A 20,670-nucleotide genomic window follows, 5' to 3' on the forward strand; every position below is an offset into this window, starting at 1 on the left:
CGTGGTCCTGACGCCCTAGCGGCCGGTGTCCCCTTGTAAGACGCAATTGCGTCTTGCGAAGGCGGTGACAAACAAGCCCAGTCTCGCCGGGGAGAGCGCGAAGTAAGCCGTAACCCATCGCGCAGGGAAAGCCGGAGTTTCCGGTTACACCTGTGGTCCTACCCCCGAGCTTTCTACCCATTGCTCGGGGCCCATGGGTGCGATCGGCACCCGGCTTTCCCTGCGCCCTCTGCGAGAGAGGGGGCGAAACGAAGAGCAAAGCTCGGACAATTCATGTCGCGAGAATGCGAAGCCGCGTCCCCACCACATCTGTCATCGCCCGGCTCGACCGGGCGATCCAGTACGCCGCGGCCCCTCGGTTCAAGCACCGGCGTCTCTGGAATACTGGATCACCCGCATGCGCGGGTGATGACACCGAACAAGCTGTTTGGCCGGTCGAATCGAAGACCATCTTCATCGTCGTCCTGGCGAAAGCCAGGACCCATTACCCCAAATGAGAATTGTTGTGCGATGTCGGGGGCAACGATCCCATTCATCACCAAGTGTGGTGGTTATGGGTCCTGGCTTTCGCCAGGACGACGCCGTTGGTGTGGTCATGATGGAGCCCGCCACCTCAACGCCGGGCAGCGTTGCGCCGCTGATTGCTTGGCAAGCCAAACCCACTTTGCCATAACAGGGGAAATAACATGTTGCGCGTGCGGGGCCGTTCGGAATCCGCCTGCAGCCCAAGAGCCGGGAGGATGCCATGGCCAATATCCGAGTTCTCGCCACTGATCTGGAGTTTCCCGAAGGCCCGGTCGTGATGCCCGACGGTTCGGTCGTGCTGGTCGAAATCCGCGGCCAGCGGCTGACGCGAGTCTATCCCGACGGGCGCAAGGAGATCGTCGCCAAGGTGCCGGGCGGCCCGAACGGTGCCGCGCTCGGTCCCGACGGCAAGATGTACATCTGCAACAATGGCGGCTTCTCCTGGATCCCGACCAAGCACATGATCATGCCGGGTCCGCAGCCCGAGGATTATCTCGGCGGCTCGATCCAGCGCGTCGATCTGCGATCCGGCAAGGTCGAGACCGTGGTGACGAAATGCGGCGAGCATGGGCTGCGCGGCCCGAACGATCTGGTGTTCGACAGGCAGGGCGGCCTGTGGTTCTCCGATCTCGGCAAGCGCCGCGCCCGCGACATGGATGTCGGCGCGTTCTACTATCTGAAGCCCGGCATGAACGAGATCGTCGAAGCCGTGCACGGCATCCTGCCGGCCAACGGTATCGGCCTGTCGCCGGACGAGGAGACCGTCTACATCGCGGAGACGCCGACTGCGCGGCTGTGGGCCTATGAGGTGTCCGAGCCCGGCACCGTCAAACCGCGCGACATCATCTATCGCGGCGAGCGCGGCAAGCCGATCGCGGGCCTCGGCGGCTACCAGATGTTCGACTCGCTCGCGGTGGAGGCATCAGGCAATATCTGTGTCGCGACGCTGGTCTCGGGCTGCATCTCGGTGATCGCGCCCGACGGCACCGTGGTCGAGCAGGTGCCGACCGGCGATCGCGTCACCACCAACATCGCCTTCGGCGGCCCCGAGCTGAAGACCGCGTACATCACGCTGTCGGGCAAGGGCGAGCTGATCGCGATGGACTGGCCGCGGCCGGGATTGCCGCTCAACTTCTTGAACAAATGATGCACTTGCCGTCATTGCGAGGAGCGCAGCGACGAAGCAATCCATCCCTCCACATGCGCGGATAGATGGATTGCTTCGCTTCGCTCGCAATGACGGGTTAAAGTGAGGTCCTGCTTCTACGTAGAGGATGTTCGAATGCCCTGGCTTGAACCTGTCACCCTTCGCGGCGCGCATGCGCGGCTTGAACCGCTGTCGCACGCTCACGTCGATGGACTGACGGAAGCCGTGAAAGACGGCGGTCTCTCGAACCTCTGGTACACCGCGATTCCGCAACCGGAGAACATGACGAAGGAGATCGACCGCCGGCTCGGCCTGCACACCGCGGGCACGATGCTGCCGTTCACGGTGTTCGATGCCGACGGCAAGATTTCCGGCATGACGACCTACATGAATGTCGACACGCCGAACCGCCGCGTCGAGATCGGCTCGACCTGGTACGCCAAGCGTGTGCAGCGCAGCGCGGTCAACACGCAGTGCAAGCTGCTGCTGCTGCAACATGCCTTCGAGAAGCTCGATTGCATCGCGGTCGAGTTCCGCACGCATTTCTTCAATCACCAGAGCCGGCGCGGCATCGAGCGTCTCGGCGCCAAGCAGGACGGCATCCTGCGCAGCCATCAGATCGCGCCCAACGGCACGTTGCGCGATACCGTGGTTTACAGCATCATCGCCAGCGAATGGCCGACGGTGAAGGCCCATCTCAACTATCAACTCAACGAAAAACCGCGCTGAGACCGCAGTCGGCGCCAGAAACGAGACGATGGAAACGTTCGATTATGTGATCATCGGCGCAGGTTCCGCCGGAAGCGTGCTGACCAACCGGTTGAGCGAAGATGCGGGCACGAGGGTCTGCGTGCTCGAGGCGGGGCCGAGCGACTGGCATCCCTACATCCATCTGCCGGCCGGCTTCATCAAGACCTTCCACATGAAGAGCGTGAACTGGGCCTACCAGCAGGAGGTGGGTCCCTACACCGGCGGGCGCAGCATCTATGCGCCGCGCGGCAAGACGCTCGGCGGCTCGTCGTCGATCAACGGCCACATCTACAACCGCGGCCAGCGCCAGGATTTCGACACCTGGGCGCAGCTCGGCAATCGCGGCTGGGGCTATCCCGACGTGCTGCCGTATTTCCGGCGCATGGAGCGAAGGATCGGCGAGGGCGACGATACCTATCGCGGCCGTGACGGCAATCTCACCGTCACCACGATGGACTGGCAGGACCCGCTCTGCGAGGCCTTCATGGCCGGCGCAGTCAGCCTCGGCATTCCGCGCAATCCCGACTACAACGGCCAGATCCAGGAGGGCGTGTCCTATTGCCAGCGTACCATCCTGAACGGCCTGCGCGTCAGTGCGGCGACCGCCTATCTGCATCCGGCGCGGCGGCGGCCGAATGTCGATGTGCGTACGCATGCCCATGTCACCGGGATCATCTTCGAGGGCAAGCGTGCGGTCGGCGTGCGCTACAACCGCGGCGGCAAATACGGCGACCCGCTCGAGATTCGCGCCACCAAGGAGGTCATCCTCTCCGGCGGCGCCTACAACTCGCCGCAGCTGTTGCAGCTCTCCGGGGTCGGTTCGCCTGAGCTGTTGCAGGCGCACGGCATCGAGGTGCGGCACGCACTGCCGGGTGTCGGCGAAGGCCTGCAGGATCACTACGCGCCGCGCTCGGTGGCGCGGGTCAAGAACATCCGGACCATCAACGAAATGCGCCGCGGTTTCAGCCTGTGGGGCGAAGCAATCAAATGGGCGACGACGCGGCGCGGTCTGCTGTCGCTGTCGCCGACCATGGTCTACTGCTTCTGGCATTCCGGCGAGACCACCGAGAGCTCCGATTTGCAGCTCACCTTCACGCCGGCGAGCTACAAGGAAGGCGTGCAGGGCCAGCTCGAGGACGAGCCCGGCATGACGGTGGCGTCATGGCAGCAGCGGCCGGAGAGCCGCGGCTATGTCCGGATCCGCTCCGCCGATCCGTTCGCGCCGCCGATCATCCAGACCAACTATCTCGCCGAGGAGATCGACCGCCGCGTCGTCGTCGCCGGCATGAAGCTGGCGCGCCGGCTGCTCGCCTCCGAGCCGCTCAAGCCGTACTACGCCTACGAGGATTTTCCGGGTCCGAAGGTGACGAGCGACGAGGAGCTGCTCGCCGCCGCGACCCAGCGCGGCACCACCACCTTCCATCCCGGCTGCACCTGCCGGATGGGACCGGCCGACGCGCCATGGGCCGTGGTCGACGACCAGCTCCGGGTCCATGGCATGCAGGGCCTGCGCGTGATCGACGCCTCGATCATGCCGCGGATGATCTCCGCCAACCTCAACGCCTCGACCTTGATGATCGCCGACAAGGCCTCCGACATGATCCGCGGCAAGACGCCCGAGGTGGCGGCGAAACTGCCGGAGTATGCGTGAGGAAGGACTTCGACATGCATTGGCTAGGGAGAACGAATGGACGAGCATCCGCTGCTGAGGGCGGTGGCGGGTTGGCCGGGTCGATGCCCGGCGCAGCTCGCATTTGAGGCGCTTGGGTTTTCGATCCACAGAGCTTGGCAAGAGGAAATCGGCGAATTCTGCGGAGAAAAGCATTCGGAGTTGCTCAATCGATACTGGGACGAAGTGGCTATTGAAACGATGCAGTCGCTCGGGCAAGGAAATTCAGACCAGCGCGCCTTCGTCATTGAGCCACAATATCGTTCTGTTTTCTTGGACGAACTGTTTGCCGCTAGACCGCCGATTGAACTGCCATATCGGAATCCACCGCTTCTCAGGTGTTTGCTCGACCACACCAAGAAGGTGTCGGAGGATCGGGAATTCCGAGAAAGCCGGATTACGCTCTACAGTGGATTGCAGAAGGCGGAAGGGGCGCGGCTGGGCCTCGACGTTGAGCGCAGATTGATCAAGAAGACGGATGTTGTCCCTTTCATCGATCAGTTCTGTGGCGCGTTGGGATTCGAGGCTCGTTCGCGCAACCGTTGGCGGAAGAAGGTGAGCGGCGGTCTTGTCTTTGAGGTTGGCGTGTGGCTCGGTGGTAATGTTTTTCGCATGTGGTCTCCACTCAAGTTTCGAATCTTCCACGTGGATGAACCAAAGTATGCGTTCGATACCGAGGGAACCCCCGTACTCGACCGGCTAGTTCCCGGGGCGGGCATGTACGGGCGATGGGGCAGTGACCTCGACTATGTTCTCGGCGTCAGAGCCCTAATTGAGTTGTTCAATGCAATTGCCGGTACACTGGTAGATGCGTAGCCACCGCCAATGTCAGTGCGAGCGAAACGATCCCTATCGCCGCGCAGCCGATAGATGGATTGCTTCGTCGCTATGCTCTTCGCAATGAGAAGTTGAAAGAGGGAGCTCAGCCGTAGACGAACGCCTTGTCCTCGAGATCGATCGCCGGGAATTCGTCCTTCTCGGCCCAGTAGTCCTGGTTGTGCTGCCACTCCGGCTTGTCGCCGCGCTTCGGCAACAGGTGCATGCCGCGCATCATGTAGCCGGGGTTGAAGTTCTCCGGATCGATCCACGGCTGCAGCGGCATGTTGTGGTCTTCGGGGCGGAGCGCCGGCGTCACCTTGTTCGCGCCGGTTGCCTTCATGTGCTGCAGCAGGCGGCAGACGAAGTCGGCGACCAGATCGACGCGCAAGGTCCAGCTGGCGCGGAAATAGCCGAACACCCAGACCAGGTTCGGCACGCCGGTGAACATCATGCCGCGATAGGTCACGGTGTCCTTGAACTCGAGCGGCTTGCCGTCGATCTCGAAGTCGATGCCGCCATTGGCGGAGAGGTGGAAGCCGGTCGCGGTGATGATGATGTCGGCCTCGAGCTCCTTGCCGGACTTGAGCAGGATGCCCCTCTCGGTGAAGCGGTCGATCTCATCGGTGACGACGGAGGCCTTGCCGCCCTTGATAGCCTGGAACAGGTCGCCGTCCGGAATGAAGGCGATGCGCTGCCGCCACGGCCGGTAGCGCGGCGTGAAGTGGGTGGCGATATCGTAGTCCTTGCCGAGATAGGCTTCCACCGCCGACAGCAGGTCCTTCTTGGCAGCCTCGGGCTCCGCAAAGGTCTTGCGGGTGAAGGTGTCCTGGTCGAGCAGGATCTTGCGGCGAGTGATCTCGTGGATCCAGCTCTCGTCGACCTGCAGCTTGCGCAGTTCCTCGGCGATCTCGATCGCGTTGCGGCCGGTGCGGAAGTAGGTCGGCGAACGCTGCAGCATGGTGACATGGCCGGCATCCTTGGCCATCGCCGGGATCAGCGTCGCGGCGGTGGCGCCGGAGCCGATCACGACCACGCGCTTGCCCTTGTAGTCGAGGTCATCGGGCCAGGTCTGGGGATGGATGATCGGACCCTTGAACTTCGCCATGTCGGTCCACTCGGGGGTGTAGCCCTCGGTGTGGCTGTAATAGCCCTGGCACATCCAGAAGAAGTTGGTGGTGAAGCGCAGCCTCTCGCCGGTGTCGATACGCGTCGCATCGACGGTCCAGAGGTTGGTCTCGTTCGACCACTTCGCCGCGGTGATGGTGTGGCGGTAGCGGATGTGGCGGGCGAGATCGTTCTCCTCGATCACCTCGCCCATGTATTTCAGGATTTCGGCCGCGCTGGCGATCGGCGCGCTGGTCCACGGCTTGAAGCGATAGCCGAAAGTGTGCAGGTCGCTGTCGGAGCGGATGCCGGGATAGCGGTGGGTGGACCAGGTGCCGCCAAAGGTCTTCTGCGTTTCCAGCACCACGAAGCTGGTGCCCTTGCATTGCGTGGTGAGGTGATAGGCGGCGCCGACGCCAGAGATGCCGGCGCCTGCGATCAGGACGTCGAAATGCTCGGTCGTGACAGGCTCGGCAGCGCGGATTTGGGTCTGGACGTTCATCTTCCCTGGTCTTCTTTTTGTTTGAGCTGTGGAAGCAAAACGCCGGAGCGAATGCCCCGGCGCCTGCCGATATCGGAACTAGACTTCGCGGCGGCTGAGGAACGCCAGCCGCTCGAACAAATGGACGTCCTGCTCGTTCTTGAGCAGCGCGCCGTGCAGCGGCGGGATCAGCTTGCGCGGGTCGCGCTCCCTCAGCATCTCCGGCGTGATGTCCTCGTTCAGCAGCAGCTTGAGCCAGTCGAGCAGCTCGGAGGTCGAGGGCTTCTTCTTCAGGCCCGGCACCTCGCGCACCTCGAAGAAGATCCGCAGCGCCTCTTCCACCAGCCGCTTCTTGATGTTGGGGAAGTGCACGTCGACGATCCTGCCCATGGTGTCGGCGTCGGGGAACTTGATGTAGTGGAAGAAGCAGCGGCGCAGGAAGGCGTCCGGCAGTTCCTTCTCGTTGTTCGACGTGATCATCACGATCGGGCGCAGCTTCGCCTTGATGGTCTCGCCGGTCTCGTAGACATGGAACTCCATCCGGTCGAGCTCGAGCAAGAGGTCGTTGGGGAATTCGATGTCGGCCTTGTCGATCTCGTCGATCAGGAGCACCGGGCGCTTCCCGTGGGTGAAGGCCTCCCACAATTTGCCGCGCTTGATGTAGTTCTTGATGTCGGACACGCGGGCGTCGCCGAGTTGGCTGTCGCGCAGGCGCGAGACGGCGTCGTATTCGTAGAGACCCTGCTGCGCCTTGGTGGTCGACTTGATGTGCCAGGTCAAAAGCGGCGCGTCGATCGCCTTGGCGACTTCCTCGGCCAGCACGGTCTTGCCGGTGCCGGGCTCGCCCTTCACCAGCAGCGGGCGCTCGAGCACGATGGCGGCATTGACGGCGACCTTGAGGTCATCGGTGGCGACGTAGTCCTTGGTACCCGTGAATTTCATCGATCTCTTTGCCTTGCTTGGTTCGTTGGCCGCATGGGCCGCCACTTGGGCCTCAACATGAAACGACCGCTCTCGCAGCGGCCGTTGGGAATGCAAATTTTCTGGTCACGCGCGTCTGATCAGCGACACGATCACCAGCACGACCACCGCGCCGATGGTCGCGTTGACGATGTCGCGGATCGCGCTGCCGCCGAGGCTGATGCCGAGTTGCGGCAACAGCCAGCTCGCCACCAGCGCGCCGATGATGCCGACAACGATGTTGCCGATCAGCCCGAAGCCCGCGCCGCGCACGATCAGCCCAGCGAGCCAGCCGGCAATCGCACCGATCACCAGTGCCGCAATGATGCCCATTCAAACGTCCTGCCCAATGTCTTGTCAGGCGCAATTGTAATTGAAAAAGCCGGACGGTCTAGGGCGGATTCCGCAGCGCAGCGGTACCCTGAACGGCACCGGGTGCATGGAATGTTGGGCATCATGTTTCCGCCCTGCGGAATGACTGCGGCACAGATGCGCGGGGGCGACGTCGCTGGGGTGGCCCCGGCAAAATATGGCTGCAGGGGGACAGATCAAAGCCGATCGCCGGCCCTGACATGGCTGTGCCCCTTGACGTCACCGGTCCAGCGGGCGATCTAGGTGGGTATGTTCCTGCAGTTCTTCACATCGCTGCGCGACGCCCAGGTCCCCGTGACGCTACGGGAATATCTGACCTTGATGGAAGCGCTCGACGCCGATCTCGCCGAACAGACGGTCGAGAACTTCTACTATTTGTCGCGCGCCGCCCTGGTGAAGGACGAGCGCAATCTCGACAAGTTCGACCGCGTGTTCGGCACCGTGTTCAAGGGGCTCGAGAGCCTACTCGACGCCATGGGCAAGGCGGAGATCCCCGAGGAGTGGCTGAAGAAGCTCGCGGAGAAATATCTCACCGAGGAAGAGAAGAAGCAGATCGAGGCCATGGGCTGGGACAAGCTCATGGAGACCTTGAAGAAGCGGCTCGAGGAACAGAAGGCCCGTCACCAGGGCGGCAGCAAGTGGATCGGCACCGCCGGCACCTCGCCGTTCGGTGCCCATGGCTACAATCCCGAAGGCGTCCGCATCGGGCAGGAGAAGAACCGCAACAACCGCGCCGTGAAGGTGTGGGACAAGCGCGAGTTCAAGGATCTCGACGGCAATGTCGAGCTCGGCATCCGCAACATCAAGGTGGCGCTGCGGCGGCTACGCAAGTTCGCCCGCACCGGCGCGCCCGATGAACTCGACCTCGACACCACGATCAAGGAGACCGCCAACCACGGTTATCTCGACGTGCATATGCGGCCCGAGCGGCGCAACGCGGTCAAGGTGCTGGTGTTCTTCGATATCGGCGGCTCGATGGATTCGCATATCGAGCAGGTCGAGGAGCTGTTCTCGGCCGCCAAGAGCGAATTCAAGCACATGGAATATTTCTACTTCCACAACTGCCTCTATGAAGGCGTCTGGAAGCAGAACAAGCGGCGCTTCACCGATCGCACGCCGACCTGGGACGTGCTGCATAAATATCCGCACGACTACAAGGTGGTGTTCGTCGGCGACGCCTCGATGTCGCCGTACGAGATCATGGTTCCCGGCGGTTCGGTCGAGCACGTCAACGAGGAGGCCGGTTCGGTCTGGCTCGACCGCATCACCCGCACCTATCCGCACGCGGTGTGGCTCAATCCGGTGGCGCAGAAGCACTGGGACTATTCGGAATCGACCACCATCATCCGCCGCCTGTTCTCCGAGCGCATGTATCCGATCACGATCGAGGGTCTGGAGCATGCGATGCGGGAGCTGGTGCGGTAAACGCGCAATGCGTCGCGCGCCTGTGGGCGCGCCAATAACGTCAGGGAGAGCGCCATGCCCCAGAACATCCACCGCGGCATCAAGGTGATGATCGACGAGGCCAATGCCGAGATCGAGACCATCAGCGCGGCCGATGCGATCACGCTGATCGGCAAGAACGACGTCGTGATTGTCGACATCCGCGATCCCCGCGAGATCGAACGCGACGGCAAGATCCCCGGCGCGTTCTCCTGCACCCGCGGCATGCTGGAGTTCTGGATCGATCCGAACAGCCCCTACGCCAAACCGATCTTCCAGGAAGACAAGAAGTTCATCTTCCACTGCGCCGGCGGCCTGCGCTCGGCGCTCGCCGCCAAGACCGCGAAAGACATGGGTCTGAATCCGGTCGCGCATATGGGCGGCGGCTTCGCCGCCTGGCGCGAAGCCGGCGGGCCGATCGAGGCGTGGGAGCCGAAGAAGAAGGGCTAGTGGATGTCACACGCGGGCCTGACCCGCGTGTCCATCGTTTCAAAAGGAAGATGGATTGCCGGATCAAGTCCGGCAATGACGATGGAGAGACATGCAAGATGACGGCCACCGACGATCCGCTCGTTTCGACCGAATGGCTGGCTGCGCATCTCGGTGACGCCAATGTGAAGGTGCTCGACGCGACCTTCAAGCTTCCGGGCGTGCTGCCGCTGCCGAAGGACGATTACCTCGCCGCGCATCTGCCGGGTGCTGTGTTCTTCGACGTCGACGCGGTGTCCGACCATTCAAATCCGCTGCCGCACATGTTTCCGAGCGCCGAGCAGTTCGGCCGCGACATCGGCGCGCTCGGTGTCAGTAATGCCGACACCGTCGTGATCTATGACGCCGGCGGTTGGGTCGCCGCGCCGCGCGCCTGGTGGATGTTCCTGTCCTATGGCCATCGCAACGTGCGCATTCTCAACGGCGGTCTGAAGAAATGGCGCGCCGAGGGCGGGGCGGTCGAGAGCGGTGAGGTGAAGCCGAAGCCTGCGACCTTCACGGCCAGCTATGATCCGAAGCGCGTGCGCAGCATCGAGCAGATGATCGCCAATGTCGAAAGCCGTGCCGAGCAGGTGATCGATGCGCGCGCCGCAGATCGGTTCGAGGGCCGCGCGCCGGAGCCGCGGCCGGGCATTCGCGCCGGTCACATCCCGGGCGCGCGCAACGTGCCCTACAACAATCTGTTCGATGCCGCGACCGGCGAGATGAAGCCGCTCGACGATCTGCGCAAGTCGTTCACCGGTGCCGGCGTGAAGCTCGATGCGCCTGTTGTCACGAGCTGCGGCTCGGGCGTCTCGGCCGGCGTGCTGACGCTCGCGCTCTACCGGATCGGCGTCACCGACACCGCGCTCTATGACGGCTCGTGGTCGGAATGGGGACAGGCCAGCGGCCCGCCGATCGCGACCGGACCTGCCTGATTGCCAATCCCTAGCGCCGGGTGAGCGGTATCGGCTGGCCGAACGGATCGAGCTGCTGAACGACCTGCCGCGCTGGCGGCGCGCGGACGATCCGACGCCGTTTCTTGCGGTGCTCGGGCTTGCTGGTCGCGCTGCGCTCCGGCCTCTTCGCCTCAACGGCCTTCGGCGCCGCCGGCTGTGCGACGACCACCTCCGGTCCGCCCAGCGTTGCGATCTTCGTCGCGGCCGCGATCGCCTCGGGTGAAGGCGGCGGTGCCGGCTCCGGCGCAGCCATTGCTGGTGCCGGTGCGGCAGGCGCGGGCTCGCTGCTTGCGGCGGGCGGATCGGCCACTGCGGCGACCTTGACCTCAGTGCTGGCCGGCGCCGCTTCGGTGGGTGCCGGTGCCGGCTGGGATGTCGGCGAGGGATCTGTGGCAGGGGCCTCCGAGGCAGTCTCGGCTGATTGCGCTGGCGCTGACGTTTCCACCGCCGCCGCTTCCGGCTTGGGCGGGCAGGGCGGGGACGGATCGTCGGCTTTCACGGCGGCGAGCTGCTCCGGCTCGGCCGGAGGCGCGGCCTCGGCGCGAGCGGAGGGCTCCGACACAGCCGGGGTCGCGGGGGACGCAATATCGGCCGTCACCTTGTCGGCGGCGGGCGGCTCGACGCGCACCATGGCGAGCACCGGTGATGGTTCCGGCTGCTGCGCGAACTGCGGCTCGGGCGGCGCCCGGCGAGCCGGAATGCTGGCGAATTCCTCATGTGCGGCGCGCAGCAGCGCGGCCGCGCCTAACCCGAACACCAGAAGCGACGTCGCCAGCACGATCGCAGCGAACAGGAAACGAAGGCCGGGGAGCATGGGCGCGGGTTCCCCCTTCTGCGGGAGGGTCTTTGATGTCGAGGGAACGCGGTGACCACACGAGAAAGCCGGTGTCGCGAGCGCGAATCAGGCCGATTCGAGGATATCGCAACGCCCGAAGACTGTTTGTTACAAAATGCGGGTGCTTGATGACTTTGGGCACGTGGACAAACATTCCCGACCCATGAGACATCTTTGCCGCAACGATAACGCGACATCACAAAAGGCCCGAAACAGCCCGGGTTTCGCGGATTTGTCTTGAATGCGCCGCTATCTTCCTGCATTGGGCCGTTAACGGTCCGGTGTGGCTTGGGGACTATACAAGAGCAATGATGATCAACCGCATTCTGACGATTTGCGCTGCCGCGGCTCTTGGCGTGGCAGGAACCTCGCTTGCGCATGCGCAGCAGGGTTATCCGGCGCCCCAGGGCCCGGCCTATTCGGCCGCGCCGCAGCCCTACTCGCAGGGCAGCATGCCGGACTTCGATGGGCTCGACGATGAAGACGAGCCGCGCAATTCGGCTGGGCTGCCGCCGCCCGGCCCGGTGATCTCGCCGGACAACCCGCGCTATGGCCGCCCGATGAACGCTCCGCCGGTTTATTCCGACCGTGGCGCACCGACCGGTCCGGTGATGTCGCCTGACGATCCACGCTACGGCCGTCCGATGAACGCCCCGGTCTATTCCGACCGTGGTGCGCCGACTGGCCCGGTGATGTCGCCCGATGATCCGCGCTATGGCCGGCCGATGGGACCGCCCCCGGTGATCTATGGCGATCGCTCGCCGGGCGCGCCGCCGCAGGGCTACCGGGACAATGGTGTTCCGGCCGCCGGCGTTGCCTATGGCGACGACCGCAACGGCATGCGTCCGCCCGAGGCGGTTGGCGCCGCCGGTGTCACCGGAACGGTGCCGCAGCAGCAGGCGCCGGTCGATGCCAATGGCAAGCCGCTGCAAATCGCGTCGCTGCCGGCGGACGAGCAGCCGGAAGACGGGCCGGCGCAACTGGCGCCGAACCTGCGTCGGCAGGAAGTGGCGTTCGCGACCAAGGAGCCGGCCGGCACCATCGTCGTCGATACGCCGAACACCTACCTCTATTACATCCTCGGCAATGGCCGGGCGATCCGTTACGGCGTCCGCGTCGGCCGCGACGGCTTCACCTGGACCGGCGTGCAGAAGATCACCCGCAAGGCCGAATGGCCGGATTGGCATCCGCCGACGGAGATGATCGAGCGTCAGCCCTATCTGCCGCGCTTCATGGCCGGTGGACCCGGCAATCCGCTCGGCGCTCGCGCGATGTATCTCGGCTCGACGGTGTATCGCATCCACGGCACCAACCAGCCGTCGACCATCGGCAAGTTCGTCTCGTCGGGCTGCATCGGCATGCTGAACGAGGACGTCTCGGATCTGTTCGAGCGCACCAAGGTCGGCACCCGCGTGGTTGTCCTGCCTGGCGGCGCTGCCCCGGGAACGGCGACGGCCTCCGCCGCGCCGATGCCCGCCAACCCGATGGCGCCGACCCAGGCTCAAGCCGCGCCGCTGCCCGGCACGCAGCCGACCACCGTCCAGCCGCTGCCCGCGCCGGTGACGGTGCGCTAGGCCGACCTGCAATTCATCATGAAAAAGGCGCGCGAACAGCGCGCCTTTTTTGTTGCTGATATACGCCTGGTCTCAGCCCAGTCGCCGCGGCGGCTCGGCGCCCTTGGTGAAGGCGTCGATGCATTCGACCATCTGCTGATAGTGAATCTGCAGGCTCTCGCGCGTCGCGTAGCCGAGATGCGGCGTGATCACGACGTTGTCGAGCTTGCGCAGCGGGTGATCTGACGGCAGCGGCTCGACCGAGAACACGTCGATGCCGGCGCCGGCGATCTTCTTCTCACGGAGAGCGACAAGGAGTGCGTCTTCGTCGACGATCGGCCCGCGCGCGGTGTTGACGAGAAAGGCCTGTGGCTTCATGCGCGCGAGATCGGCGGCGCCGACCAGTCCGCGCGAGCGCGGGCTCAGCACGACATGGATGGTGATGATGTCGGCGGTCGCGAACAACTCGTCCTTGCTGGCATAGCCGACGCCGGCCTCCTTGCACTTTTCCGGCGTGAGGTTGGGGCTCCAGGCGATGACGTTCATGCCGAACGCCTTGGCCATGCCGGCGACCTTGCTGCCGAGCTTGCCGAGGCCGATGACACCGAGCGTCTTGCCCTCGATCTCGGTGCCGGCAAAGGTCTGCCAGGGTTCGCCGGCGTGCATGCGCGCATTCTCGCGGCCGATGCCGCGCGTCAATTCCAGGATCAGGCCCATGGTCAGGGGCGCGGTGGGATCGCGGCTATATTGCGTGCCGCACAGCACGACCTTGCGGTCCTTGGCGGCCTCCATGTCGATTGCGGCGTTGCGCATGCCCGAGGTGATCAGGAGCTTGAGCTTGGGCAGCGCGTCGAGCAGGCTGCGCGGGAACGCCGTGCGCTCGCGCATCGCGCAGACGATCTCGAAATCCTTCAGCTTCGCTGCCGCATCCGCCTCGCTCGTGAACGGCTTGTCGAACACTGTCACGTCGACCCGGTCCTTGACCGCCGGCCAGTCGGCCAACGAAAGCGCGATGTCAAAATAGTCGTCGAGGATTGCACAGCGCAGCCGCGTCATCGGGAAGATCCATTCAGGGTGAGGGCGACGGCAAGGACATTAACCGCCGGGGATCCCTGATGGTCGCGCGCAATCGGCAGGCGCGCAAGCGGGTGCGGTTTCAAAAAGCGGCGATTGTCACACCGGCCGAGACGGCCTCTCGGCCTTGGTGGAGCGGATGTCGGCCAGCATCGTCCGGACCACCGGCGACAATGCCATCTGCTTGGCGCGGCAGGCCGGACCCGGACCACGCATATAGTGCAGTTCCGGCCGGTAGGGGTTGAAGGCCTTGGCGACGAAGGCGCGCAAAAAGGCGCGGAATTCGGCGAACGGCGTCGCCTCGCCCTTGATCGCCGGACGCGAAAGAGGTGCTGAAATGATGGTAGCCATGACGCGGCCTCTGCTGTCTTGCTCGCGGTTCTGCCGCGAAAAACGCCATTTTTCGGCGTTGAGAACGAGTTTTCGCCTGATTTATTAAAAGATGGTTTCAATTGTCATGATCGGGCGCACACATGGTGGCGAACCCGTAGTCACCCGTGGTGAACAGACGAAACGTGGTGAACGGACGGAAAACAGAGGACCCGCGGTTGCGCTTTCGGGGGCCGGCCGCTACATCGGCGGCAGCAAAATTTCCACAAATCGGATCAATTCCAGGGACAGCGGATGGCTCGCCAGTTCATCTATTTCATGCAGGGTCTGACCAAGGCATATCCGACCCGAAAAGTGCTCGATAACGTCCATCTGTCGTTCTACCCGGACGCCAAGATCGGCGTGCTCGGCGTCAACGGCTCGGGCAAGTCGACGCTGCTCAAGATCATGGCCGGCCTCGACAAGGAGTATAACGGCGAGGCCTGGGTCGCCGAGGGCGCCCGCGTCGGCTATCTCGAGCAGGAGCCGCACCTCGATCCCGCGCTCAACGTCCGTGAAAACGTCATGCTCGGCGTTGCCAAGCAGAAGGTGATCCTCGACCGCTACAACGAGCTCGCGGTCAATTATTCGGACGAGACCGCCGATGAGATGACCAAACTGCAGGACGAGATCGAGGCGCAGGGCCTGTGGGATCTCGACAGCAAGGTCGACCAGGCGATGGACGCGCTGCGCTGCCCGCCCGACGATGCCGACGTCACCAAGCTCTCGGGCGGCGAGCGCCGCCGCGTTGCGCTGTGCCGCCTGCTGCTCGACCAACCGGAATTGCTGCTGCTCGACGAACCGACCAACCATCTCGACGCCGAGTCGGTGTCGTGGCTGGAAGGCCATCTGCGCAACTATCCGGGCGCGATCCTGATCGTGACCCACGATCGCTACTTCCTCGACAACGTCACCGGCTGGATCCTCGAACTCGACCGCGGCCGCGGCATCCCCTACGAGGGCAACTATTCGTCCTGGCTGCAGCAGAAGCAGAAGCGGCTGGAGCAGGAAGGCCGCGAAGACGCCGCCCACCAGAAGACGCTGGCCCGCGAGCAGGAGTGGATCGCGTCCTCGCCAAAGGCGCGTCAGGCCAAGTCCAAGGCGCGCTACCAGCGCTACGAAGAGCTGCTGAAACAGGCCAGTGAAAAGCAGACCCAGACCGCGCAGATCACGATCCCGGTCGCCGAACGGCTGGGCCAGAACGTCGTCGACTTCGAAGGCCTCAGCAAGGGGTTTGGCGACCGCATGCTGATCGACGACCTTACCTTCAAGCTGCCGCCGGGCGGCATCGTCGGTGTGATCGGTGCCAACGGCGCCGGCAAGACCACGCTGTTCAGGATGATCACCAAGCAGGAAGAGCCGGACAAGGGCTCCATCACGGTCGGCGAAAGCGTTCATCTCGGCTATGTCGACCAGTCGCGCGACGCGCTCGACGGCAAGAAGACGGTGTGGGAGGAGATTTCAGGCAACAACGAGCTGATCCTGCTCGGCAAGAAGGAAGTCAACTCGCGCGGCTATTGCTCGTCGTTCAACTTCAAGGGCGCCGACCAGCAGAAGAAGGTCGGCGCGCTGTCCGGCGGTGAGCGCAACCGCGTGCATCTCGCCAAGATGCTGAAGTCGGGCGCCAACGTGCTGCTGCTCGACGAACCGACCAACGACCTCGACGTCGACACGCTGCGCGCGCTGGAAGAGGCGCTGGAGGATTTTGCCGGCTGCGCCGTCATCATCAGCCATGATCGCTGGTTCCTCGACCGCATCGCGACCCACATCCTGGCCTTCGAAGGCGACAGCCATGTCGAATGGTTCGAAGGCAATTTCCAGGATTACGAAAACGACAAGATGCGCCGGCTCGGCCAGGACAGCATCATTCCGCATCGCGTGAAATACAAGAAGCTGACGCGCTGATCGGTTCGAGCGGTCGAGCGCGGCCATCGCGCCGCGTTCGACCGCTCTTCGTTTGCAGGACGTGACGGCATCGCGGCGCAATCTGCGGCCAGTTGTCGCTTTTCAACGGCGCGGGATTGCGTAGATAAAGCGTTCCGCAAATCGAATCCCGCGAGCACTCCAATATGTCCGCTATTTCAGACGCGCGCGCGCCCGCGAAGGGCCGGTCGCTGCGTCCCGTTCCCATGCTGATCTTCGGATCGCGCTGGCTGCAATTGCCGCTCTATGTCGGCCTCATCATCGCCCAGGGCGTCTATGTCGTGCTGTTCCTGAAGGAACTCTGGCACCTGTTCGCCCACGCCTTCGACTTCAGCGAGCAGCAGATCATGCTGGCCGTGCTCGGCCTGATCGACGTCGTCATGATCTCGAACCTTCTGGTGATGGTGATCGTCGGCGGCTACGAGACCTTCGTGTCTCGGCTCAACCTGCAGGGACATCCCGACGAGCCGGAATGGCTCAGTCATGTCAACGCCAGCGTGCTGAAGATCAAGCTGGCGATGGCGATCATCGGCATCTCCTCGATCCATCTGCTGCGCACCTTCATCGAGGCCGGCGCGCTGTCGTCGGGCAAGGGCAACTACACCGAAACCGGCGTGATGTGGCAGACCATCATCCACTGCGTCTTCATCCTGTCGGCCATCGGCATCGCCATCGTTGACAAGCTGTCGAACGACTCGATCGAAGGTGCCAAGCAGCAGGTCACGCACTAGCTAACGGCGGCGCGGCGTCACCGCGCCGCGCGTGAGCCGAACAATGCCGGCGCGGATCTGCCGAGCCATTCGGGGATCTGCGCCGCGCCGCGCGGAAATCCGCGGGCCATGGCGAGGATGAACGCGGTCTGCCAGACGCCGAACAGCACCAGCCAACCCAGCAAGGTCGGCAGCCTGACGATCGCGCCGTAAATGATTCCGGCAGCGATGGCCGCGATCCATGTCACCACGACGCTGTCGATCCGCCTGAACGCCGGGTTGGTCAGCAGCACGCCGAGAATGGTGATGGCTCCGCCGACGGCGCCGCCGATGCCGCCGATCAGATAACCCATGTAGGGATTGTTGCCGAGCGTCTCGGTGATCTGCGCCGAGTTGGCGGCATTGCCGTCGATTGGGACGGTCCTCGCATACTGGCCGAGCGCCTGAAGCGTGACGGCGCTGGCATCGTAGGCCGCGATCCATGCCGCAGTCGTGATGGCGACCACCAGCGCCAGTTGAAGCCGGTCCCTGGCGCCAAACATGACGTTGCACGTTGCAACCGCCATGCCAAAGACCACGCCGGGCAGGATCGTGATCCCGCCGGCGTCGGAGACGACGAACGAATATTGCAGGACGTTGAGCGCATAGGTCGCGATCAGGCTGCAGATGACGGCGGATGCAAGCGCCAGCACGACGAAGGGCAAGCTGGCCCGGCCTCGCGACTGCGCGCTTTCGGCCGCCAGCATGCGGTCCACCGCGGCCCGCGTCTCGGCGGCGGCGCTGCCTTGCGGTTCGAGGATTGTGACCGCCTTGAGATAGGTCGGAACCTGGTCGAGCGGGGTCGGCGCCATCATCACCGGCAGCACGCGGTTGCTCGGGTTCGGCCATTTGGTCCGGGCAAAGGCGAGTTCGCTCAGCGTGTATCGCCCCTTGGTCACCGATTCCGGACTGATCAGGAACACCATAAAATCGCTGCTTTCGATGGCTTTTTCGACGCGCGCATCGAAACTGTCGCCCGGCGGAAGATCGTCGTGTGAAAAGAAAACGTCATGATCGCAATTGCGCAGCGACTGGGCGATGCTGTCAGCCTGCGATTCCAGTTCGGAGGGAAACGACAGAAATATGCGCATGGCAAAACCTACCACCCAGAATTGAATTCTGACAATTGCCGAGTTCACATTGCAATGCCTGTTTCCGCGGGATGAGATCGATCATGAAGTGGCCAGCAACCATTGCCGCATTCGCGCTGCTGCTGTGTGCGCCGTTGCAGCGGCCCGCGCACGCGGCCGATGCGGCGTTCACGCAGTTCATCGCCTCGCTCTGGCCGGAAGCCAGGGAGGCCGGCGTGTCGCGAGAAACCTTTGATCGCGAGACCCGCTCGCTCGAGCCCGATTACAAGCTGCCCGATCTGATCCTGCCCGGACGTCCGAAGACCGGCGCGCCGGCGCAGGCCGAGTTCGTGCAGGTGCCGGCCGATTACATCAAGGAAGCCTCGATCGCGCGGCTCGCGGCGGAGGGCCAGAGGCTGTTGCAGAAGTATCGTCCTTCGCTCGATGCGATCGAGAAGCGGTTCGGCGTTCCCTCGACCATCGTGCTGGCGATCTGGGGCCGCGAGACCGACTACGGCCGCTATTCGCTGCCCTACGACACGCTGCGCGTGGTGGCGACGCAGGCCTATGTCGGCCGCCGCAAGGATCAGTATCGCACCGAGTTCATCCTCGCGCTGAAGATCCTCGGCGAGGGCGCGGTGACGCGCAAGGAGCTGCGCTCATCCTGGGCGGGCGCGACCGGCTACACCCAGTTCCTGCCGTCGGAGTATTACAAGCACGGCGTCGATCTCGACGGCGACGGCCGGGTCGACATCTGGCACTCGGTGCCGGACGCGCTCGCTTCGGCCGCGCAGCAGCTTGTCAACAAGGGCTGGCAGCCCGGCGTGCGCTGGGCCTATGAGGTGACCCCGCCTGCCAATGTCGATTGCACGATGGGTGTGCCCGAAGTGACCAAGCCCATCAGCCAGTGGCTGCGGGCAGGCTTCGTGCCGGTACGCGGACAGAAGCTCAACGCCACCGAGCAGGCGCAATCGGCCTCGCTGCTGCAGCCCGAGGGCATCTACGGTCCCGCGTTCCTGACCACGCCGAACTACTTCGTGATCAAGGAGTACAATTTCTCCGATCTCTACGTGCTGTTCGTCGGCCATCTCGCCGACCGCATGACGAGCCCGCAGCCATTCGCGACGCCATGGGCGGCCTCCAAGCAGCTGCGCTCGGCCGATGTCGAGGCGATGCAGCAGCAACTGACGCGGATCGGTCTCTACAAGGACAAGCTCGACGGCAAGGCCGGGATGCAGACCCGCGCGGCGCTCGGCGCCTATCAGAAGCAGGCCGGGCTGAAGGTCGATTGCTGGCCGAGCGAGGCGGTGCTGCGCGCGATGAACGGGGCGCGCTGAGGCTCTAGCTTTTTGTTTTTGACGCGTTGTCTTCACGCGAACCGGTGTCCATCCCGCATCAAGTGCGGGACAGGCTTTGCTCGAAAACGCTCCAGAAAACAAAAACCCGGCCGCGAGGCCGGGTTTTCGAGGGTGATGCAGATAGCCCGATCGATCAGTCGCAAACCTGGATGCGACGGAAGCGCCAGCCGTAGCCGTCCCAGAACCGCTCGCGAACCCAGCGGCAGGGAGCTTCTTCGACGTAGGTCGGCGCCGGTGCAACATAGACCGGGGCCGGACGGGCGCCTGCAATCGCGCCGCCCAGCAGGGCGCCGCCGATCAGGCCGCCGGCAACGCCGGCCGCGACGGCGCCGCCGTCACCAGCCTTGGCAGCCGGAGCAACCGCCAGCGAACCGGCAATCGTGGTAACGGCAACGAGGGCAGCTAAAGTCTTCTTCATGTCTTTGGCTCTCCTGGAAAGGTGGTGGCGTCTTGGTTCGACGCCGGGCTTGGGTGACTCAGCACGCTGATCTCGAACTGCTGTCTTGCTAAACAGCGCAGAACAGTCAACCGAAAGTAAACGTCCGCAGGCTCATCGCGTAGAAAAGCGGTTTTTTCTGGCCTTCAACAGCGGATGTCCCGGAGAACAGTCGGTTTTCCGGGACATCTGGTTCGATTTAATCGAGATGAACGGCGATCAGTCGCAAACGCGGACCCTGCGCACGCGCCAGGAGTAGCCGTCCCAGAATCGCTGGCGCTGCCAGACACAATCGGCACCGTAACCGGGCTCGGCGACATAGGCCGGACCGGGTGCGTAGCCGGGCGCGTAGTAGCCGTTCTGCGATGCAATCGCGCCGCCGACGATGGCGCCACCGATCAATCCCGCGGCGACGCCGGCGGCGACACCGCGTTGTGCCTGGGCCGGGGCGGGCATCGCCACAGCTGAAATCGCCAGAGTGGCGGCGGCGCCGAGCGCCAGCAATGTCTTCTTCATGGCATGACCTTTCTCACGGGAGCCGAGGACAGCGTATGCAAGCAATCTGTCGAGCTCAAGGGTTCCATATTCTGCTTGAATGATCAATGA

The 20,670-nt window shown here is 63.9% G+C and carries 20 protein-coding genes; 11 read left to right on the forward strand and 9 right to left on the reverse strand.

What is annotated here, in order from left to right; genetic code table 11:
* The first annotated feature begins 745 nt into the window (after positions 1 to 745).
* The 4 genes from K359_RS0138665 to K359_RS0138680 all read left to right on the forward strand — a co-directional run bounded on the left by K359_RS0138665 (position 746) and on the right by K359_RS0138680 (position 4,907).
* Complete coding sequence (locus K359_RS0138665; protein ID WP_029084026.1) at positions 746 to 1,672, forward strand: SMP-30/gluconolactonase/LRE family protein; 927 nt, start codon at positions 746 to 748, stop codon at positions 1,670 to 1,672.
* A 135-nt stretch (positions 1,673 to 1,807) separates the two neighbouring features.
* Entirely contained in the window at positions 1,808 to 2,401 is a 594-nt protein-coding gene (locus K359_RS0138670; protein ID WP_029084027.1) for a GNAT family N-acetyltransferase, read from the forward strand.
* Between the two features lie 28 nt (positions 2,402 to 2,429).
* The gene (locus tag K359_RS0138675; protein ID WP_029084028.1) at positions 2,430 to 4,073 is read left to right on the forward strand and encodes a GMC family oxidoreductase; all 1,644 of its coding nucleotides are present in this window, start codon (positions 2,430 to 2,432) and stop codon (positions 4,071 to 4,073) included.
* Positions 4,074 to 4,109: 36 nt separating this feature from the next.
* A complete protein-coding gene (locus tag K359_RS0138680) occupies positions 4,110 to 4,907 on the forward strand; it encodes a hypothetical protein (RefSeq protein ID WP_029084029.1) in 798 nt (265 codons plus the stop codon).
* Positions 4,908 to 5,013: 106 nt separating this feature from the next.
* Here K359_RS0138680 and K359_RS0138685 read toward each other — a convergent pair whose 3' ends face one another.
* The 3 genes from K359_RS0138685 to K359_RS0138695 all read right to left on the reverse strand — a co-directional run bounded on the left by K359_RS0138685 (position 5,014) and on the right by K359_RS0138695 (position 7,788).
* Positions 5,014 to 6,516 carry an NAD(P)/FAD-dependent oxidoreductase gene (locus tag K359_RS0138685; protein ID WP_029084030.1) on the reverse strand — a complete coding sequence of 501 codons (1,503 nt, stop codon included), beginning with the start codon at positions 6,514 to 6,516 and terminating at the stop codon, positions 5,014 to 5,016.
* 78 nt (positions 6,517 to 6,594) lie between these two features.
* A complete protein-coding gene (locus K359_RS0138690) occupies positions 6,595 to 7,437 on the reverse strand; it encodes a MoxR family ATPase (protein ID WP_029084031.1) in 843 nt (280 codons plus the stop codon).
* Between the two features lie 105 nt (positions 7,438 to 7,542).
* Positions 7,543 to 7,788, reverse strand: coding sequence for a GlsB/YeaQ/YmgE family stress response membrane protein (locus K359_RS0138695; RefSeq protein WP_029084032.1), 246 nt, complete (start codon positions 7,786 to 7,788; stop codon positions 7,543 to 7,545).
* A 288-nt stretch (positions 7,789 to 8,076) separates the two neighbouring features.
* On the opposite strand from K359_RS0138695, the gene K359_RS0138700 reads away from it, so the two are divergent.
* The 3 genes from K359_RS0138700 to sseA all read left to right on the forward strand — a co-directional run bounded on the left by K359_RS0138700 (position 8,077) and on the right by sseA (position 10,676).
* Positions 8,077 to 9,252, forward strand: a complete 1,176-nt coding sequence (locus tag K359_RS0138700; RefSeq protein WP_029084033.1) for a VWA domain-containing protein — start codon at positions 8,077 to 8,079, stop codon at positions 9,250 to 9,252.
* A 54-nt stretch (positions 9,253 to 9,306) separates the two neighbouring features.
* A complete protein-coding gene (locus tag K359_RS0138705; RefSeq protein ID WP_029084034.1) occupies positions 9,307 to 9,720 on the forward strand; it encodes a rhodanese-like domain-containing protein in 414 nt (137 codons plus the stop codon).
* 98 nt (positions 9,721 to 9,818) lie between these two features.
* On the forward strand, positions 9,819 to 10,676 hold the full coding sequence (sseA, locus tag K359_RS0138710; protein ID WP_029084035.1) for a 3-mercaptopyruvate sulfurtransferase: 858 nt from the start codon (positions 9,819 to 9,821) through the stop codon (positions 10,674 to 10,676).
* A gap of 10 nt (positions 10,677 to 10,686) precedes the next feature.
* Here sseA and K359_RS54410 read toward each other — a convergent pair whose 3' ends face one another.
* The gene (locus tag K359_RS54410; protein WP_035977868.1) at positions 10,687 to 11,511 is read right to left on the reverse strand and encodes a hypothetical protein; all 825 of its coding nucleotides are present in this window, start codon (positions 11,509 to 11,511) and stop codon (positions 10,687 to 10,689) included.
* A 332-nt stretch (positions 11,512 to 11,843) separates the two neighbouring features.
* Here K359_RS54410 and K359_RS0138720 point away from each other — a divergent pair, with 332 nt between their 5' ends.
* Positions 11,844 to 13,106, forward strand: coding sequence for a L,D-transpeptidase (locus K359_RS0138720; protein WP_029084036.1), 1,263 nt, complete (start codon positions 11,844 to 11,846; stop codon positions 13,104 to 13,106).
* 72 nt (positions 13,107 to 13,178) lie between these two features.
* Here K359_RS0138720 and K359_RS0138725 read toward each other — a convergent pair whose 3' ends face one another.
* Both K359_RS0138725 and K359_RS0138730 read right to left on the reverse strand, forming a co-directional pair.
* Positions 13,179 to 14,141 carry a D-2-hydroxyacid dehydrogenase family protein gene (locus K359_RS0138725; RefSeq protein WP_029084037.1) on the reverse strand — a complete coding sequence of 321 codons (963 nt, stop codon included), beginning with the start codon at positions 14,139 to 14,141 and terminating at the stop codon, positions 13,179 to 13,181.
* 117 nt (positions 14,142 to 14,258) lie between these two features.
* The gene (locus K359_RS0138730; protein ID WP_029084038.1) at positions 14,259 to 14,510 is read right to left on the reverse strand and encodes a hypothetical protein; all 252 of its coding nucleotides are present in this window, start codon (positions 14,508 to 14,510) and stop codon (positions 14,259 to 14,261) included.
* Positions 14,511 to 14,783: 273 nt separating this feature from the next.
* Between K359_RS0138730 and ettA the strand changes: the two genes are divergently transcribed.
* Both ettA and K359_RS0138740 read left to right on the forward strand, forming a co-directional pair.
* Positions 14,784 to 16,433 carry an energy-dependent translational throttle protein EttA gene (gene ettA, locus K359_RS0138735; RefSeq protein ID WP_029084039.1) on the forward strand — a complete coding sequence of 550 codons (1,650 nt, stop codon included), beginning with the start codon at positions 14,784 to 14,786 and terminating at the stop codon, positions 16,431 to 16,433.
* Positions 16,434 to 16,597: 164 nt separating this feature from the next.
* Complete coding sequence (locus tag K359_RS0138740) at positions 16,598 to 17,182, forward strand: TIGR00645 family protein (RefSeq protein ID WP_029084040.1); 585 nt, start codon at positions 16,598 to 16,600, stop codon at positions 17,180 to 17,182.
* 17 nt (positions 17,183 to 17,199) lie between these two features.
* Here K359_RS0138740 and K359_RS0138745 read toward each other — a convergent pair whose 3' ends face one another.
* Complete coding sequence (locus K359_RS0138745) at positions 17,200 to 18,291, reverse strand: toll/interleukin-1 receptor domain-containing protein (protein ID WP_029084041.1); 1,092 nt, start codon at positions 18,289 to 18,291, stop codon at positions 17,200 to 17,202.
* 83 nt (positions 18,292 to 18,374) lie between these two features.
* On the opposite strand from K359_RS0138745, the gene K359_RS0138750 reads away from it, so the two are divergent.
* Positions 18,375 to 19,607 carry a lytic murein transglycosylase gene (locus tag K359_RS0138750; protein ID WP_029084042.1) on the forward strand — a complete coding sequence of 411 codons (1,233 nt, stop codon included), beginning with the start codon at positions 18,375 to 18,377 and terminating at the stop codon, positions 19,605 to 19,607.
* 154 nt (positions 19,608 to 19,761) lie between these two features.
* Here the strand turns inward: K359_RS0138750 and K359_RS0138755 are convergent, their stop codons facing one another.
* Entirely contained in the window at positions 19,762 to 20,046 is a 285-nt protein-coding gene (locus K359_RS0138755) for a hypothetical protein (RefSeq protein ID WP_029084043.1), read from the reverse strand.
* Positions 20,047 to 20,283: 237 nt separating this feature from the next.
* Complete coding sequence (locus K359_RS0138760; protein WP_029084044.1) at positions 20,284 to 20,580, reverse strand: hypothetical protein; 297 nt, start codon at positions 20,578 to 20,580, stop codon at positions 20,284 to 20,286.
* Positions 20,581 to 20,670: the final 90 nt, after the last annotated feature.

Origin of the sequence: Bradyrhizobium sp. th-b2 (assembly GCF_000426785.1) — a bacterium.
GTDB classification, from domain to species: Bacteria; Pseudomonadota; Alphaproteobacteria; order Rhizobiales; family Xanthobacteraceae; genus Bradyrhizobium; species Bradyrhizobium septentrionale.